This is a genomic window from Thermophilibacter mediterraneus (assembly GCF_900119385.1).
In the GTDB taxonomy this organism is placed as follows: Bacteria; Actinomycetota; Coriobacteriia; order Coriobacteriales; family Atopobiaceae; genus Thermophilibacter; species Thermophilibacter mediterraneus.
Map to the genome: position 1 here is coordinate 323,558 of NZ_FPKO01000007.1, position 15,569 is coordinate 339,126.

Consider the following 15,569-nt stretch of genomic DNA (forward strand, 5'->3'; position numbering starts at 1 on the left):
AGTGAGCCTCGACAGAGCGACGCCCCGAGGCTCCGGAGGGAAGTGTCGCGAAGCGCGCTTCCCGGAGGAACCTCGGGGCGTCTCCCGAGCGGATGTCCTTCTCGCTACTCGAGCTCGAAGGCGCCCGTGTAGAGCTGGTAGTACGTTCCGCGCTTGGCGATCAGCTCGTCGTGGCTGCCGCGCTCGATGATGCGGCCGTGGTCGAGCACGATGATCGCGTCGGAGTTGCGCACGGTGGAGAGCCGGTGCGCGATGACGAAGGTGGTGCGCCCGGTCATGAGCGCGTCCATGCCGCGCTGGACGATCTCCTCGGTGTGGGTGTCGATCGAGGAGGTGGCCTCGTCGAGGATCATCACGGGCGGGTCGGCGACGGCGCAGCGCGCGATGGAGAGGAGCTGGCGCTGCCCCTGGGAGAGGTTGGAGCCGTTGTCGGTGAGCATCGTGTCGTAGCCGTCGGGGAGGCGGCGGATGAAGCCGTCGGCGCCCACGAGGCGCGCCGCGGCGCGGCACTCGTCGTCGGTGGCGTCGAGGCGCCCGAAGCGGATGTTGTCCATGACGGTGCCGGTGAACAGGTTCACGTCCTGGAGCACCACGCCGAGCGAGCGGCGCAGGTCGGGCTTCTTGATCTTGTTGATGTTGATGCCGTCGTAGCGGATCTTGCCGTCCTCGATGTCGTAGAAGCGGTTGATGAGGTTGGTGATCGTGGTCTTGCCCGCGCCCGTGGCGCCGACGAAGGCGATCTTCTGGCCGGGCTTCGCCCACACGCTCACGTCGTGCAGGACGGTGTGGCCCTTGCGGTACGCGAAGTCGACGTCGAAGAGCCGCACGTCGCCGGCGAGCGGGGTGTAGGTGAGCGAGCCGTCGCCGTGCGGGTGGCGCCACGCCCACTGGCCGGACCAGTCACCGGAGCGACGGTCGCACTCGCGGACGGTGCCGTCGCGGTCGACCGTGCAGGCGACGAGCTCGACGTAGCCCTCGTCGTGCTCGGGCTCCTCGTCCATGAGCTCGAAGATGCGCTCGGCGCCGGCGAGGCCCATGACCACGGAGTTGATCTGCTGGGAGATCTGACCGATCTGACCGGAGAACTGCCGCGTCATGTTGAGGAAGGGCACGGTGACGGCGATGGAGAAGGGCAGGCCCGAGAGCGAGAGGTTGGGCACGCCGCACTCGATGAACACGCCGCCCACGAGCGCCACGATGACGTAGAGCAGGTTGCCGAGGTTCATGAGGATGGGCCCGAGGGTGTTGGTGTACATGTTCGCGGCGCGGGAGGCCTCGAAGAGCCTGCGGTTGCGCACGTCGAAGTCCTCCTGCGCGGCGTCCTCGTGGCAGAAGACCTTCACCACGCGCTGGCCGTTCATGACCTCCTCGACGTGGCCCTCGACGACGCCGATCTCCTTCTGCTGCGCCACGAAGTTGCGTGCGGAGCGGCTTCCGAGCACCTTGGTCATGTAGGCCATGAACAGCACGCCGGCAACGATGACGATCGCCATCCAGACGCTGTAGTAGATCATGACCGAGAAGACCGAGACGAGCGTGACGACCGTGAGGGTGATGTTGGGCAGCGACTGGCCGATCATCTGGCGCAGGGCGTCGATGTCGTTGGTGTAGTGACTCATGATGTCGCCGCGCTGGTGCTGGTCGAAGTAGCTGATCGGCAGGTCCTGCATGTGGCCGAAGAGCCGCTCGCGGAACTTCTCGAGCGACCCCTGCGTGATGACGGCCATCGCGCGGGTCCAGGTGAAGTTGAGCGCGAGGGAGACGACGTAGATCCCGACGAGCGTGAGCACGAGCGAGGTGACGCTGCCCGCGACGCTCTCCCAGTCGCCGGACTGCCAGGTCGCGGTCACGATCTCGAGCGTGCGCTGCATGAAGGTGGCGGGCAGCGCCGAGAGGACGGCGGACACCACGATGCAGAGGACGACGAGCGGCAGCATCTTGGGGTAGAACGAGAAGAGCATCTTGATGAGGCGGCCGAGGGTCTTGCCGCGCGTTCCGCGCCGCCGCGGGCGCTCGGTCTGGCGGCCGGCGACGTTCTGGCGCTCGGGCTCGCGCTCGGGCTCGGTCGGCATGGTGGAGCCGGTGACGTTCTTGAGGATGGTCTCGGCGGAGTTGCTGTTGGCGGCCATCTTACGCCTCACCCCCCTTCGCGGGCGCGGCGCTCGCCGCGGGCGCGCCCTTCTCGTCCTTCTCGTCCTTCTCGGCGCCTGCCTCGTCGTCGAGGCTCGTGCGGTTCTGCGCGAGGTAGGTGTCGCGGTAGAACGGGCAGCTCTCCATGAGCTCCTCGTGGGTGCCGAGGCCGGCGACGTGGCCGTTGTCGAGCACGAGGATGCGGTCGGCGTCGGCCACCGAGCTCGTGCGCTGGGCGATGATGATCTTGGTGGTCTCGGGCAGGTAGGACCGCATCCCCTCGCGGATGAGGGCGTCCGTCTTGGTGTCGACCGCCGAGGTGGAGTCGTCCAGGATCAGCACCTTGGGGTGCTTGAGCAGGGCGCGCGCGATGCACAGGCGCTGCTTCTGGCCACCGGAGACGTTGGTGCCCCCCTGCTCGATGTAGTAGTCGTACTTCTTGGGGAGCTGCTGGATGAACTCGTCCGCCTGCGCGAGCTTGCAGACCTCGACGAGCTCGTCGTAGGTGGCGTCCGGGTTGCCCCAGCGCAGGTTCTCCTTGATGGTGCCCGAGAAGAGCACGTTCTTCTGGAGCACCACGGCAACGTTGTTGCGCAGGAACTCGAGGTCGTAGTCGCGCACGTCGACCCCGCCGACCTTGACGGAGCCCTCGGTCACGTCGTAGAGGCGGCTGATGAGGTTCACGAGGGAGGTCTTCGCCGAGCCCGTGCCGCCCATGATGCCGATGGTCTCGCCGCTCTTGATGTGGAGGTCGATCTCGGCGAGGGCGCGGTGCTCCGCCTTCTCGGAGTACTTGAACGTCACATTGTCGAAGTCGATCGACCCGTCGCGCATCTCGGTCTCGGGGTGCGCGGGGTTCTTGATGGTCGGCTCGGTCGTGAGGACCTCGCAGATTCGCTCGGCGCTCTCCTGCGCCATCGTGATCATGGCGAAGACCATCGAGACCATCATGAGGGCCATGAGGATCATGAAGCCGTAGGTGGTCAGCGCCGAGAGCTGGCCCACGTTGAGCGTCGTCCCCTGGCTCGAGATGATGAGGTAGCTGCCGAACTGCAGCGTCACGGCGAAGACGGCGTACACGGCGAAGTTCATCATCGGCGTGTTGAGCGCGAGGATCTTCTCCGCACGGGTGAAGTCCGCGCAGACGTCCTGGGCGGCGCGGCCGAAGCGCTCCTTCTCATAGTCCTGGCGCACGTAGCTCTTGACGTCGCGCATCCCGGTGACGTTCTCCTCGATCGACTCGTTGAGGGCGTCGTACTTGTGGAACACGGAGCGGAAGATCGGGTGCACCGTGCGGACGACCTTGTAGAGGCCGAAGCCCAGGACCGGCACGATGACCACGAAGACCAGGGCGAGCGGCCCGGCCATGATGAAGGCCATGACGATGCCCGCGAGCAGCAGCAGCGGGCAGCGGATGGCGGTGCGGATGACCATCATGTAGGCGAGCTGGACGTTGGTGACGTCGGTGGTGAGGCGCGTGACGAGCGAGCTCGAGGAGAACTGGTCGATGTTGGCGAAGCTGAAGCGCTGCACCGCGGCGAACACGTCGTGGCGCAGGTTCATGGCCAGGCCGCACGACGCCTGGCTGCACGTGATGCCCGCCCCGATGCCGAAGGTGAGCGAGGCGAGCGCCATGGCCACGAGCACGCCGGCGTAGGGGAGCATCTCGGAGAGGGACGCCCCGGCCTGGATTGAGTTGATGAGCTGGGCGGTCACGAAGGGGATGGCGACCTCCATGACGACCTCGCCGGTGACGATGATCGGCGTCGCGACTGAGGCCCCCTTGAACTCGCGGATGCTCCCCGCGAGGGTGCGGATCACCTCGCGCCCGCTCGGAGCGGTCTCCTTGGTCTTCTTTTGCATATGACTCCTTTCGACAGGTGGTCATTTTGCGCCGACGAACGGTTGTTTTCAAGGTACCGAGAGATATATCTCGTGGTACCTTGACAAAGCGTTCACAGTTGCGGCACCAAGGGGGACGGGCAAGAAGAACGCGCGGGCAGCGGCGCCGGCTGCCGGGCGGGGCCCGCACGGTGCCGAGCCTGCCATATCGCACAGACTGCCATATCGCACAGAAAGGGGTCGCGAGGCGGGGGGAGATGTGCAATATGGCAGGCTCGGTAAAACCGTGCGATGCGGCATGCTCGGCGGGCGGCGCGACGAACCGAGGGGGCGAGCCGAGAAGGACGGGCGAGAAGGGCGCGCCACCGCGTACCCACGGCTCCGCGCGCCCGATTGTAAGCACCCGACGAACGGTAGGAACCGCAGCTCATCGCATCCGGCGAACGGCAGCTTACAAACACGGGCCCCTATGTAAGGCGTTCTGTAAACCGAATGTAAGCTGCTGTCAGGCTCCCGTAATGCATCTGAAACGAGACCGATCACAGGGCGACAAGAACCTAGCATTCACTGCGAAACGGTCCGGACCCACCTGGGGCCGGGTCACATCCACGGGAAAGGATAGATCCATGTCCAAGCTTGATCTCTCTCGCCGTCAGTTCCTGGGCGTCTTCGGCGCCACCGCCGCCGTCGCCGGCCTCGCCGCCTGCAACGGCACCACCACCTCGACCGGCGAGGGCGACGCCGAGGGCGACGCCGCCGAGGCCACCCTCTCCGGCTCCATCTCCTGCTCCGGCGCCACCTCCTTCCAGCCGCTCGTCGAGGCTGCCGCCGACGACTTCATGGAGGCCAACCCCGACGTCTCCATCGCCATCTCCGCGGGCGGCTCCGGCCAGGGCCTCTCCCAGATCGCCGAGGGCTCCGTCCAGATCGGCCGCTCCGACGTCTACGCCGAGGAGAAGCTCGAGGCCGACCAGTGCGAGGGCCTCGTCGACAACCAGGTCTGCATCGTGGGCATGGGCCCGATCGTGAACGCCTCCGTCGACGTCGACGACATCACGAGCGACCAGCTCAAGGGCATCTTCCTCGGCCAGGTCACCAACTGGTCCGAGCTCGGCGGCTCCGACGCCCCCATCCAGGTCATCCAGCGCGAGGCCGGCTCGGGCACCCGCGCTACCTTCGAGGCCGCCGTCCTCGGCGGCGAGACCGCCCCTGACAGCTTCCGCCCGGTCGCCGAGGTCGACTCCTCGGGCACCGTCGTCGAGCAGGTCGCCGCGACCGACGGCGCCATCTCCTACGTCGCCTTCAACTACATGGAGAACGACGGCATCAAGGCCCTCACCGTCGACGGCATCGAGCCCACGCAGGCCAACGTCGAGTCTGGCGACTTCACCATCTGGGCCTACGAGCACATGTACACCCGTGAGGACGAGGACGAGTCCACGGCTGCCGTGACCCAGGCCTTCATCGAGTTCATCATGTCCGACGACTTCGCCGAGACCGTCGTGGAGCAGGGCTTCATCCCGATGGGCGACATGCAGGTCAAGAAGGACGCCGACGGCAACATCACCGCTGCCTAAGCAGGTTTGTTCCTCCCAGCGGCGGCGCACCCCGGCCCGGGGGGCGCCGCCGCTTCCCTGACGAGAAAGGCTCTCAATGGCGAATCTCATGCCCAAGCGGAGGCTCGAGAACATTGGCCTGGGAATCACGGGGTTTTGCGTCGCGCTCGTCGCGCTCGTCGTCGTCACGCTGATCTTCATGGTGGCCCAGCAGGGCCTCACGACCTTCTTCGTCGACGGCCTCAACCCGATTGACTTCTTCTTCGGCCAGAACTGGATTCCCGAGCAGGAGCGCTACGGCGCGCTGCCCATGATCGTGGGCTCCTTCGCGGTCACGCTGCTCTCGACCGTCTTCGCCCTCCCCGTTGCCATCGGCTCCGCGATCTTCGTGGTGGAGGTGGCGCCGACCTTCGGCCGTCGCGTCTTCCAGCCCTTCATCGAGCTGCTCGTGGGCATCCCCTCGGTCGTCTACGGCGTGCTCGGCCTCTACGTGATCAACTCGCTCGTCAAGGCGATCTTCGGCGACGCCGCGCCCACCGGCGCCGGCATCCTCTCCGGCTCGCTCGTGCTCGCGATCATGATCCTCCCCACCATCACCACGCTCTCGATGGACGCCCTGCGCGCGGTGCCCAACCAGTATCGCGAGGGCTCCTACGCCCTCGGCTGCACCCGCTGGCAGACCACGTGGCACGTCGTGCTCAAGAGCGCCCTGCCCTCGCTCATGACCGCCGTCATCCTGGGCATGACCCGCGCCTTCGGCGAGACCCTCGCCGTCCAGATGGTCATCGGCGGCGTCGAGCGCTCCATGCCCACGGGCCTTCTCGACCCGGCCTCCACGCTCACCGCGGCGCTCACGGCTGGCCTCTCCAACGCGACCTCCGGCTCGGTCTACTACCACGCGCTGTGGTCGCTCGGCCTGATCCTGCTCGCCATGTCGCTCGTCTTCATCCTGATCATTCACCTCATCGGCAGGAAGGGGGCGAAGGCAAATGGCTAGCTCTCGCTCCGCGGAGCTCGATGCGCACGTGCGTCGCATCGACTCTCAGGACAAGGTCGCCACGGGCGTGCTCACCGTCATCGTGGGCCTCGTGATGCTGCTCGTCGTGGCCATCATCGCCTACATCCTCATTCGCGGCGCCGGTCGCGCGCTCACCCCGGGGTTCCTCACCAACCCCTACAACGACGACGTCGCCCCCGGCATCCTCTACCAGCTGTGGGACTCGTTCTACATGCTGCTCGTGACGCTCGTCATCTCGGTCCCCATCTCGCTCGGCGCCGCCATCTTCCTCGTCGAGTACGCCCCCGACAACTGGGTCACCTCCGCGGCCAAGACCGCCATCGAGACCCTGTCCTCGCTGCCCTCGATCGTCGTCGGCATGTTCGGCTCGCTCTTCTTCGTGGTGACGCTCGGCTGGGGCATCTCGATCCTCGCCGGCGCGTGCGCCCTCACGATGTTCAACATCCCCATCCTGGTGCGCACCATCCAGCAGGCGCTCGAGGACGTCCCGCGCAGCCAGCGCGACGCCGCCCTGGCCATGGGCCTCACGCGCTGGGAGACCACGATCAACGTCCTTCTCCCCGCCGCCATGCCCGCCATCGTCACCGGCATCGTGCTCTCCGCCGGGCGCGTCTTCGGCGAGGCCGCCGCGCTCATCTTCACGGCCGGCTCCGCCCCCGCGCGCCTGAACTTCGGCTCGCTCAACTTCCTGAGCCCCACCAACCCGTTCAACATCTTCCGCCCGGCCTGCTCGCTCGCCGTCTACATCTGGCGACTCACCTCCGAGCCCACGGCCGGCTCCACGGAGATCGTCTGGGGCACCGCGACGGTCCTGCTCGTCTGCGTGCTCCTGTTCAACCTGCTTGCCCGCCTGCTCGGCAAGCTCCTCTCGAGGAGGCTGACGGCCGAATGACAGACACCGCCAACACCCAGGTGACCGAGCCCGGCGGCTCGCTGATCACCACCAAGGACGTGACGGTCACCTACGACCTCACGCACGAGGCGCTCCACAAGACCTCGCTCACCTTCGAGGCCGGCCAGGTCACGGCCCTCATCGGGCCCTCCGGCTGCGGCAAGTCCACGTTCCTGCGCTGCCTCAACCTCATGAACCGCGAGATCCCCAAGTGCTCGGTGGGCGGCCAGATCCTCTACCACGGGCACGACATCAACACGCCCAAGGAGAACCTCTTCGAGCTGCGCAAGTCCATCGGCATGGTCTTCCAGCAGCCCACGCCGTTCCGCAAGTCCATCCGCGAGAACATCCTGTTCGCGCCGAAGAAGCACGGGCGCGTGAGGACGCGGGAGGAGGAGGACGAGCTCGTCGAGACGTCGCTTCGCCAGGCGGCGCTCTGGGACGAGGTCAAGGACAAGCTCAAGCAGTCCGCCCACGCGCTCTCCGGCGGCCAGCAGCAGCGCCTCTGCATCGCCCGGACCCTCGCCATGAAGCCCGACGTGGTCCTCTTCGACGAGCCGTGCTCGGCGCTCGACCCCATCTCGACCTTCGCCATCGAGGAGACCATCCGCGACATCGCCTCCACCGGCATCTGCGAGATCATTGTCACCCACAACATGGAGCAGGCGACTCGCGTCTCCGACCGCACCGCTTTCTTCTACGTTGGTGATATGGTGGAGACGGGCACCACGCAGCAGATCTTCCGCAACCCGCACGACCAGCGCCTGGTCGACTATCTCACGGGCCGCTTCGGCTAAGAAGGGAGCGACATTGGACACACAGAACATGACGACCTCCCATCGCAGCATCGAGGAGGCCGAGACGGCGATCACCATCCGCGACTTCGACCTGTGGTACGGGGACTTCCAGGCGCTCAAGAAGATCAACCTCGAGATCCCGCGCAACCGCGCCACCGCCTTCATCGGCCCGTCCGGCTGCGGCAAGTCCACGCTGCTGCGCACCTTCAACCGCATGTGCGACTTCGTGGAGAGCGTGCGCACCGAGGGGACGATCGAGTTCGGCGGCCAGGACATCTTCTCCATGGACGCCAACGCGCTGCGCGTCTACGTGGGCATGGTGTTCCAGCACCCCAACCCCTTCCCCATGAGCATCCGCGAGAACATCCTCTACGGGCCCAGGCGCCAGCGTCGCATCTCCAAGTCCGAGGGCGACGAGATCTGCGAGCGCTGTCTGAGCCGCGCGGCGCTCTGGGACGAGGTCAAGGACGACCTGAACAAGAGCGGACTGGGCCTCTCGGGCGGCCAGCAGCAGCGCCTCTGCATCGCGCGCGCCCTCGCCACCGACCCCGAGATCCTGCTCATGGACGAGCCGACCTCCGCGCTCGATCCCATCTCCACGAGCATGGTCGAGGAGCTCATGACCGAGCTCGCGTTCGACCACACCGTCGTCGTGGTGACGCACAACATGCAGCAGGCCACCCGCGTGGCCGACAAGACCGCGTTCTTCTACCTGGGCGAGCTCATCGAGGAGGGTCCCACCAGGGAGCTCTTCGGCAACCCCAAGCAGGAGCGTACGAAGGAATATCTGTCAGGGAGGTTCAGCTAATGGCAACCCGCACCAAGTTTACCGAGCAGCTCGACGAGGTCGAGGGCTTCATCAGGCGCTTTGGCGAGAAGACCGTGGCGGACGTGCGCGCCGCCGGCCTCGCCGCGAACGGCGACCGGGGCGCGGCCGAGGGCGTCATGGGCGGCCGCAAGGCGGAGGATCGCCTGCGCTCCGCCATCGAGAACACCTGCCTCGACATCATGCTGCTCCAGCAGCCGCTCATCGGCGTCGACCTGCGCTTCGTCTCGGGCGCGTTCCGCATGGTGAGCGACCTGTCCCACATCGACTCCATGACGCGCGACGCCGTCTTCCTCTCGGAGGAGATCCCGGAGAAGGCGTCCAAGAAGATCTCCGAGGACATCGTCAGGATGAGCGAGGACGCCGCGGGCATGGTCGAGAAGGCGGTCGACGCCTTCTGCGCCTCCGACGTCGAGAAGGCGCAGCAGGTCATGGAGGCCGACGCCGCCGTCAACCAGCTCTACGTCGAGGTCGAGGAGAAGCTCGTCGGCCTCATCCGCGACGGCAAGTCCTCCGCGCAGTACCTGCCCGAGCTCCTCATGGTGGCCAAGTACTTCGAGCGCATCGGCGACCTCGCCAAGCGCATCGCCAGTTGGGCCATCTTCCGCGTGACCGGGGAGCACAACGTCGCCGAGAAGGAGAGCCAGCGCCTGGGCGGCGCCGAGCGATAGCACGGGTTTCGAAGCGTTTGTTGGGAGGCAGGGCGTGGTCTACTACGTCGAGGACGACAAGAACATTCGTGAGCTGACGGTCTATGCCCTCGGCCAGGGCGGCATCGAGGCGCGTGGGTGCGCCGACGACGCGGAGTTCCGCCGCGCCTGCTCGGAGCGCGTTCCCGACGCGGTCCTTCTCGACATCATGCTGCCCGACACGGACGGGCTCGAGATCCTGGCGCGCATCCGGAGGTCTCCCGACCTCAGGGACGTCCCCGTCATGATGCTCACCGCCAAGGACACCGAGCTCGACACCGTCAAGGCGCTTGACTCCGGCGCCGACGACTACCTCTCCAAGCCCTTCGGCATGATGGAGGTCGTGAGCCGCACGCGCGCCCTGCTGCGTCGCGTGGCCCGCGAGTCGGTGGCGCAGGACAAGCCCGCCAGCCTCGTCTCCGGCGACGTGACGCTGTGGCCGGACCGCCGCGAGGTGAGCGTCGCGGGCCGCGAGGTCCAGCTCACCATGCGCGAGTTCGACCTGCTCGAGTTCCTCATGCGCTCCCCGGGCGTGGTGTTCTCGCGCGAGACGCTGCTCCAGCGCGTCTGGGGGTGGGACTTCGACGGGGGCTCCCGCACGGTCGACGTCCACGTCCAGCAGATCCGCGCCAAGCTCGGCGACTCCTCCGACCTGATCGAGACCGTCCGCGGCGTCGGCTACCGCGTCCGCGGCTAACCTGACATTGGTGTCAGGTCATTCTGTCAACTTGACATTGGTGTCAGGTCATTCTGTCAACCCCGGGGTGAGAAGGAGAGGGTGCCGATGACCAGGCAGCCCGGCGGCAAGGGGTCTCTCTCGCATCGAATGTTCGTGGCGCTCGTGGTCGCGTGCGCCTCAGTGGCCGTCGCGGTTACCGCGGCGGCCTCGCTGCTCTACCAGAGCGCGTTTCTGAGCGACGAGCACGAGCAGCTCGCGGCCGAGTGCCGCACGCTCGCGTCGCTGCTCGACCGCACGGACGACGACGCGACGGTGCTCTCCGCGCTCGAGCTCGGGGACATCCGCGCCACCCTCATCGACCCGGACGGCACCGTGACCTTCGACTCGCAGGCCGATGCGGGCGAGCTCGAGAGCCATGCCGACCGCCCCGAGGTCGTCGCCGCCCTCGAGTCGGGCTCCGGCTCCTCGGAGCGCGCGAGCGACACCGTGGGGTACACGAGCCTCTACGAGGCGGTGCGGCTCGACAGCGGCCAGGTGATGCGCCTGTCCGTGGACCGCGCCGGCGTCGTCGCGTTCCTCTTCCAGGACCTGCTGCTCCTGGTTCTTCTCGCCGTGCTCCTCGTGGTGGCGAGCTGGGTCGTGTCGCGCCGGCTCTCGCGGCGCTTCGTGCAGCCCATCCTCGAGATCGACCCCTCCTCGGGCGACGGCGTCGCGCCCTACGTGGAGCTCGACCCGCTCGTCACGCGCCTCAACGAGCAGCACGAGGAGCTCATGCACCGCATGAGCGCCATCCAGGACGCCGCCGACCTGCGCCGCGAGTTCACGGCGAACGTGACCCACGAGCTCAAGACCCCCATCGCCTCCATCCAGGGTGCGGCGGAGCTCATCCGCGACGGCATCGCCAAGAAGAAGGACGTCCCGGGCTTCGCGGGCCGCATCTACGACGACGCGCGCCGCCTCTCGAGCCTCGTGAGCGACATCCTCACCCTCTCCAAGCTCGACGAGTCCGAGCGCGCGGGCAGCCAGGAGCTCTTCGAGCCCTCCGAGCGCGCCGACCTGCTCTCCGTCGCGCGCGACGCCGTCGACCGGCTCGCGAGCAAGGCGAAGAAGGCGGGCGTGACCGTGAGCGTGGGTGGGGTGTCGAGCTACGTCCGCGGCAACGCCCGCCTCCTCGACGAGCTCGTGACCAACCTCTGCGACAACGCCATCCGCTACAACCGCGTGGGCGGGAAGGTCTACGTGTGGGTCCTGCCGCAGGAGGGGCGCGTCGCGCTGCGCGTGAGCGACACCGGGATTGGCATCCCCGAGGAGTCCCAGGACAAGGTCTTCGAGCGCTTCTATCGCGTCGACAAGGGCCGCAGCCGCGACATGGGTGGCACCGGGCTCGGCCTCGCCATCGTCAAGCACGCGGCCAACTACCACTCCGCCGAGATCAAGCTCGAGAGCGAGCTCGGAAAGGGCACCACGATCACCGTGCTCTTCCCGGCAGAGGCCTAGGGACGGCGCGCGGGACGGCCCCGCCGCCGGGTCCCATCCCGGCCCGCGCGGCCCCGGGCGCTCAGGCCTGTAGGGTTTTCCTGCTGACGCCTGCCCCGCCCCTTTGTGCGCAAAGTCCCGCGCGCGGCCTGCGCTACCATGTGACGCTGTGCCCGCACGCATCGCTCGCGCGCCCGCCGCGGCGGTCGCGCGTCAGACCCGAGAGGTGGTCCCCATGTCACACACGTACGCACGCGGCGCCGTCCGCGCCGGCGTCGCCGCCGCCGTCGCGGCGCTCGCGCTCGGCCTCGGGGCGACGGTCGCCCCCGCGCCCGCCCGGGCGCTCGAGGTCGTCGCCGACTCCTCGCTGCCCGGCAGCATCGACTCGTCGGTCCCCGATGACGCGACGCTCATCTCGCAGGACTACGCGCGCCTCTCCACGGGTGAGGTCGTGAGCGTGTCCGACGGCTCGCGGGTGAGCGACGCCGACGTCCTCGGCACCGCCGCGACGCCGCCCGACCCGCTCGGCGCCTCCGACGGCGAGCGCTTCGAGCAGCTCTCGGTGGGGGAGGCCCGCGCCGAGCTCTCGGAGGGAGGGGCCAGCCTCCTGGCGCAGCGCCTCGGCGGCAACGAGTACGGGGCCTACTGGGGCACGTATCGCGACGAGCCCGCGTTCTACATGGCCGACGGCTCGATGTTCGTCTGCGAGGCGCAGGGCATCATCGACGTCTCGGAGTGGAACTACAACATCGACTGGGAGGCCGCCGTCGCCGACGGCGTCCAGGGCGCCATCATCAGGGTCGGCTTCGGCACCACGCGCCTCGACTACTACGCCGAGAGGAACATCGCGGAGTGCAAGCGCCTCGGGATCCCCTTCGGCGTCTACATCTACTCGTACGCCGAGGAGCCCGCAGACGGCGCCGCGGAGGGCCAGCAGGTCGTGGCGTGGCTGAGGGAGCTCGGCGTCGAGCCCGGCGACCTCTCGCTGCCCGTGTTCTACGACCTCGAGCGCTGGACGTGGACCGGCCACACCCCGCCCACCGACCCCGCCGTCTACGAGGGCATCGTGCGCGCCTGGATGGCCGAGGTCGAGGCCGCGGGCTACGCGGACGCCGGCGTCTACTCGTACACCAACTACCTCTACGGGCCGCTCGACTCCGACTACATCCACGAGCACACCCTGTGGGCGGCCCAGTACGGCTCCAGCCTCGCGTTCACGGACTTCTCGAGCAACTTCCGCGGGTGGCAGTACACGAGCTCCGGCGCGGTCGACGGCTTCCCGGGCAGGGTCGACCTCAACGCGTTCGGCAACGCGACGTGGGCCGGGGACGACGAGGGCGATGCCGACCTGAACGGCGGCTCCGACGGCGCGGGCGGCGACGCCACGCCGGACGAGGGCGAGGACGACGAGAACGACGGCGCCGCGGGGGACGACGGCGAGGGCGGCGACGCCGCGGACGAGCCCCACACCCCCGAGAACTGCCCGTCCGCCGGCTTCGAGGACGTGGCGTACGACGCGTGGTACCACGACGGCGTCGACTGGGCCATCACCAACGGCGTCTTCGGCGGCTACGGTGACGGCGGGGCCGAGTTCGGGCCCATCAAAGTGATCACCCGCGCCGAGATGGCCCAGGCGCTCTGGAACCAGGCGGGCCGCCCGGCGTCCGACGCCGACCTCTCCGGGTTCTCGGACGTCGACGCGAGCGGCTGGTACGCGGAGGCGATCTCCTGGTGCCTCGAGCAGGGGTACTTCACCGGCTACGGAACCACCTTCGGCACCGAGCGCCAGATCTCGCGCGAGGAGGCGGCCACGGTCCTGTGGCGCCTCTCCGGGATGTCCGCCGCCGGCGGCGACCTCTCGTCCTACTCCGACGCGTCCGCGGTCTCCGAGTATGCGACGGACGCCATGGCCTGGGCCGTGGGGGCCAGGGTCATCACGGGCAAGGGGGGCGTCTCCCTCGACCCGCAGGGCACCTGCACCCGCGGAGAGGTCGCGACCATGCTGATGCGCATGTCGTGATGCGCATGTCGTGACGCGCTCGTCCCGCCCCGGCGTCCGGGGCGGGACCTGGGCGCCCTAGAGGCGCATCTCCCACAGGTTGGACCATCCGGGCAGCGGCAGCCCCGGGTAGGGGAGCCACACCGGGCGGTGCCGCGTGAAGCCGAGGCTGGCGTAGAGGCAGTTCCCGGGGACGTTCGCCACGTTGGTGTTGAGCCGCGCCGAGCGGGCCCCCAGCTCGCGGCTCGCGAGCAGTCCCGCGCAGACGAGCGCGTCGCCGACCCCGCGCCCGCGCGCGGCGGGGTCGGCGGCCAGAAGGTGCCAGCCCGCGACGTCCTTCTCGCCCAGCCCCTCCCAGCTGGGGCCGCCGAGGCCCGAGCCGTGGCCGGGCGCGCCGCCGTCCCCCATGTGGGCGTCGCGGTTCACGGCGACCGCCCCGAGCAGCTCGGCGTCGTCGCTCGGGGTGCCCCCGCTCACGGACGACGCCTCGAACGCGCCCCAGTAGGCCCCGGAGGCGAGGAGCTCTCGGGCCATGCCCGCGGGGGGCCAGACGTCGCGGACCCAGCCAGAGGTCCCGGGCTCGGCGGCAACGCGCTCGTACAGCGCGTCCAGCCGCTCGGCCCACAGCCCCTCCACCGGGACGCGGCACACGGCGAGGCCCTCCGGCACGCGCGCCGCGCGAGCCGGGTGCCGCACGTCGTTTCTCTCCACCGTCGCCAGCAGCTCGCGCGCCACGGCGCCAGGAGCCATCTTGGGCAGGTTGTGGTCTATGCCGGGCTCGACCACCTTGGTCGCGCCGGGGATCGCCGACACGATGCGGTCCGTCTCCTCGGGCAGGATCTCGTCGAACTCTCCCACCATCACGGTCACCGGGCAGTTCACGGTCGCGAGCGACGCCGCCTCGATGCGGGGGTTCTCGACCATGAGCTGGAGGAGCTCGGCGATGCGCGCCGACTCGGCGGGGGAGGGGACCGGCGTGCCGTCCTCGAGCGTCGCCCCCTCCCAGCCCTGCTCCGCCCAGCGGCGGTTCTCCGCGGCGGCGAACGCCATCCAGTCCGTGTCCTCCCTCGGCAGCCCCGCGGGCGTGAGGTTGGCGCCGAGCGCCGTGAGGCTCAGCACGTGCGCCCCCCAGTCGCGCGCGAGCAGGAGCCCGAGGATGCCCCCGTCCGAGAAGCCGAGCACGTGGACCTGAGGCGCGCCGAGGCGCGCGCACGCCTCCACGGCGTCAGCCGCCATGAGCTCGTAGGTGAGCTGGTCGGTGCCGCGCGTGCTCGCGCCCTGCGCGCGCGAGTCGAGGGCGATCACCGGGCGCCCGCTCGCGCACACGGCGTCGATCACGGGGCCGAAGATGCCGTGCTCCTCGCCGTTGCCGTGGAGCATCAGCACCGGGGGGACGGCGAGGTCCAGTCCAAACGGCGCGCCCGGCGCGTCGGTCACGCCGGCCGGCGCGTAGGTCCACGCCACGATGACGGCGCCGTCGGGCATGGGGCACTCCACGCGCGCGGCGAGCGGGGTCGCGGGCAGCGCGTAGGGGCGCGGCACGTGCACGGGCGGGAAGCTGACGGGCATGGTGGCTCCATTCTGTCGGGCGCGAGGCTCTTCTCGCTGCGGGCCGTAGGCGCGGGGCGACACTTCGTGCGCCGAAAGCGTCGTCTTTCTCCTACA

The 15,569-nt window shown here is 68.8% G+C and carries 12 protein-coding genes; 9 read left to right on the top strand and 3 right to left on the bottom strand.

Annotated elements, in window-relative coordinates; translation table 11 throughout:
* Positions 1-104: 104 nt before the first annotated feature.
* Together BQ7106_RS01395 and BQ7106_RS01400 are read right to left on the bottom strand one after the other, a co-directional pair.
* The gene (locus BQ7106_RS01395; RefSeq protein WP_083526841.1) at positions 105-2,072 is read right to left on the bottom strand and encodes an ABC transporter ATP-binding protein; all 1,968 of its coding nucleotides are present in this window, start codon (positions 2,070-2,072) and stop codon (positions 105-107) included.
* Between the two features lie 58 nt (positions 2,073-2,130).
* Positions 2,131-3,993 (bottom strand): ABC transporter ATP-binding protein, encoded by a 1,863-nt coding sequence (locus BQ7106_RS01400; protein WP_240307395.1) that lies wholly within the window; start codon positions 3,991-3,993, stop codon positions 2,131-2,133.
* A 605-nt stretch (positions 3,994-4,598) separates the two neighbouring features.
* On the opposite strand from BQ7106_RS01400, the gene BQ7106_RS01405 reads away from it, so the two are divergent.
* The 9 genes from BQ7106_RS01405 (at position 4,599) to BQ7106_RS01445 (ending at position 13,925) form a co-directional block, all read left to right on the top strand.
* Complete coding sequence (locus BQ7106_RS01405; protein WP_072370127.1) at positions 4,599-5,549, top strand: phosphate ABC transporter substrate-binding protein; 951 nt, start codon at positions 4,599-4,601, stop codon at positions 5,547-5,549.
* A gap of 76 nt (positions 5,550-5,625) precedes the next feature.
* Positions 5,626-6,525 (top strand): phosphate ABC transporter permease subunit PstC, encoded by a 900-nt coding sequence (gene pstC, locus BQ7106_RS01410; RefSeq protein ID WP_072370130.1) that lies wholly within the window; start codon positions 5,626-5,628, stop codon positions 6,523-6,525.
* Positions 6,518-7,438, top strand: a complete 921-nt coding sequence (pstA, locus tag BQ7106_RS01415) for a phosphate ABC transporter permease PstA (protein WP_072370133.1) — start codon at positions 6,518-6,520, stop codon at positions 7,436-7,438. The genes pstC and pstA overlap by 8 nt, the downstream gene beginning before the upstream one ends.
* The gene (locus BQ7106_RS01420) at positions 7,435-8,235 is read left to right on the top strand and encodes a phosphate ABC transporter ATP-binding protein (protein WP_072370136.1); all 801 of its coding nucleotides are present in this window, start codon (positions 7,435-7,437) and stop codon (positions 8,233-8,235) included. The genes pstA and BQ7106_RS01420 overlap by 4 nt, the downstream gene beginning before the upstream one ends.
* A gap of 28 nt (positions 8,236-8,263) precedes the next feature.
* Positions 8,264-9,043: a phosphate ABC transporter ATP-binding protein PstB gene (gene pstB, locus BQ7106_RS01425; RefSeq protein ID WP_072370139.1), complete on the top strand. Its 780-nt coding sequence runs from the start codon at positions 8,264-8,266 to the stop codon at positions 9,041-9,043.
* Positions 9,043-9,732 carry a phosphate signaling complex PhoU family protein gene (locus tag BQ7106_RS01430; protein WP_072370142.1) on the top strand — a complete coding sequence of 230 codons (690 nt, stop codon included), beginning with the start codon at positions 9,043-9,045 and terminating at the stop codon, positions 9,730-9,732. Before pstB ends, BQ7106_RS01430 begins: the two co-directional genes overlap by 1 nt.
* Before the next feature lie 34 nt (positions 9,733-9,766).
* The gene (locus tag BQ7106_RS01435) at positions 9,767-10,447 is read left to right on the top strand and encodes a response regulator transcription factor (protein WP_072370145.1); all 681 of its coding nucleotides are present in this window, start codon (positions 9,767-9,769) and stop codon (positions 10,445-10,447) included.
* A gap of 87 nt (positions 10,448-10,534) precedes the next feature.
* Positions 10,535-11,926: a sensor histidine kinase gene (locus BQ7106_RS01440; RefSeq protein WP_072370149.1), complete on the top strand. Its 1,392-nt coding sequence runs from the start codon at positions 10,535-10,537 to the stop codon at positions 11,924-11,926.
* A 214-nt stretch (positions 11,927-12,140) separates the two neighbouring features.
* A complete protein-coding gene (locus BQ7106_RS01445) occupies positions 12,141-13,925 on the top strand; it encodes an S-layer homology domain-containing protein (protein WP_072370152.1) in 1,785 nt (594 codons plus the stop codon).
* 57 nt (positions 13,926-13,982) lie between these two features.
* On the opposite strand, the gene BQ7106_RS11110 is transcribed toward BQ7106_RS01445, so the two are convergent.
* Entirely contained in the window at positions 13,983-15,473 is a 1,491-nt protein-coding gene (locus BQ7106_RS11110) for an alpha/beta fold hydrolase (RefSeq protein ID WP_072370154.1), read from the bottom strand.
* Between the last annotated feature and the right edge of the window lie 96 nt (positions 15,474-15,569).

What these genes read in the sequence shown, in the direction of transcription:
- pstA (WP_072370133.1), top strand. Translation starts at nt 6,518, where the DNA reads ATGGCTAGCTCTCGCTCCGCGGAGCTCGATGCGCACGTGCGTCGCATC.
- BQ7106_RS01420 (WP_072370136.1), top strand. Translation starts at nt 7,435, where the DNA reads ATGACAGACACCGCCAACACCCAGGTGACCGAGCCCGGCGGCTCGCTG.
- BQ7106_RS01400 (WP_240307395.1), bottom strand. Translation starts at nt 3,993, where the DNA reads ATGCAAAAGAAGACCAAGGAGACCGCTCCGAGCGGGCGCGAGGTGATC.
- BQ7106_RS01440 (WP_072370149.1), top strand. Translation starts at nt 10,535, where the DNA reads ATGACCAGGCAGCCCGGCGGCAAGGGGTCTCTCTCGCATCGAATGTTC.
- BQ7106_RS01405 (WP_072370127.1), top strand. Translation starts at nt 4,599, where the DNA reads ATGTCCAAGCTTGATCTCTCTCGCCGTCAGTTCCTGGGCGTCTTCGGC.
- BQ7106_RS01395 (WP_083526841.1), bottom strand. Translation starts at nt 2,072, where the DNA reads ATGCCGACCGAGCCCGAGCGCGAGCCCGAGCGCCAGAACGTCGCCGGC.
- BQ7106_RS11110 (WP_072370154.1), bottom strand. Translation starts at nt 15,473, where the DNA reads ATGCCCGTCAGCTTCCCGCCCGTGCACGTGCCGCGCCCCTACGCGCTG.
- BQ7106_RS01445 (WP_072370152.1), top strand. Translation starts at nt 12,141, where the DNA reads ATGTCACACACGTACGCACGCGGCGCCGTCCGCGCCGGCGTCGCCGCC.
- pstC (WP_072370130.1), top strand. Translation starts at nt 5,626, where the DNA reads ATGGCGAATCTCATGCCCAAGCGGAGGCTCGAGAACATTGGCCTGGGA.
- BQ7106_RS01430 (WP_072370142.1), top strand. Translation starts at nt 9,043, where the DNA reads ATGGCAACCCGCACCAAGTTTACCGAGCAGCTCGACGAGGTCGAGGGC.
- pstB (WP_072370139.1), top strand. Translation starts at nt 8,264, where the DNA reads ATGACGACCTCCCATCGCAGCATCGAGGAGGCCGAGACGGCGATCACC.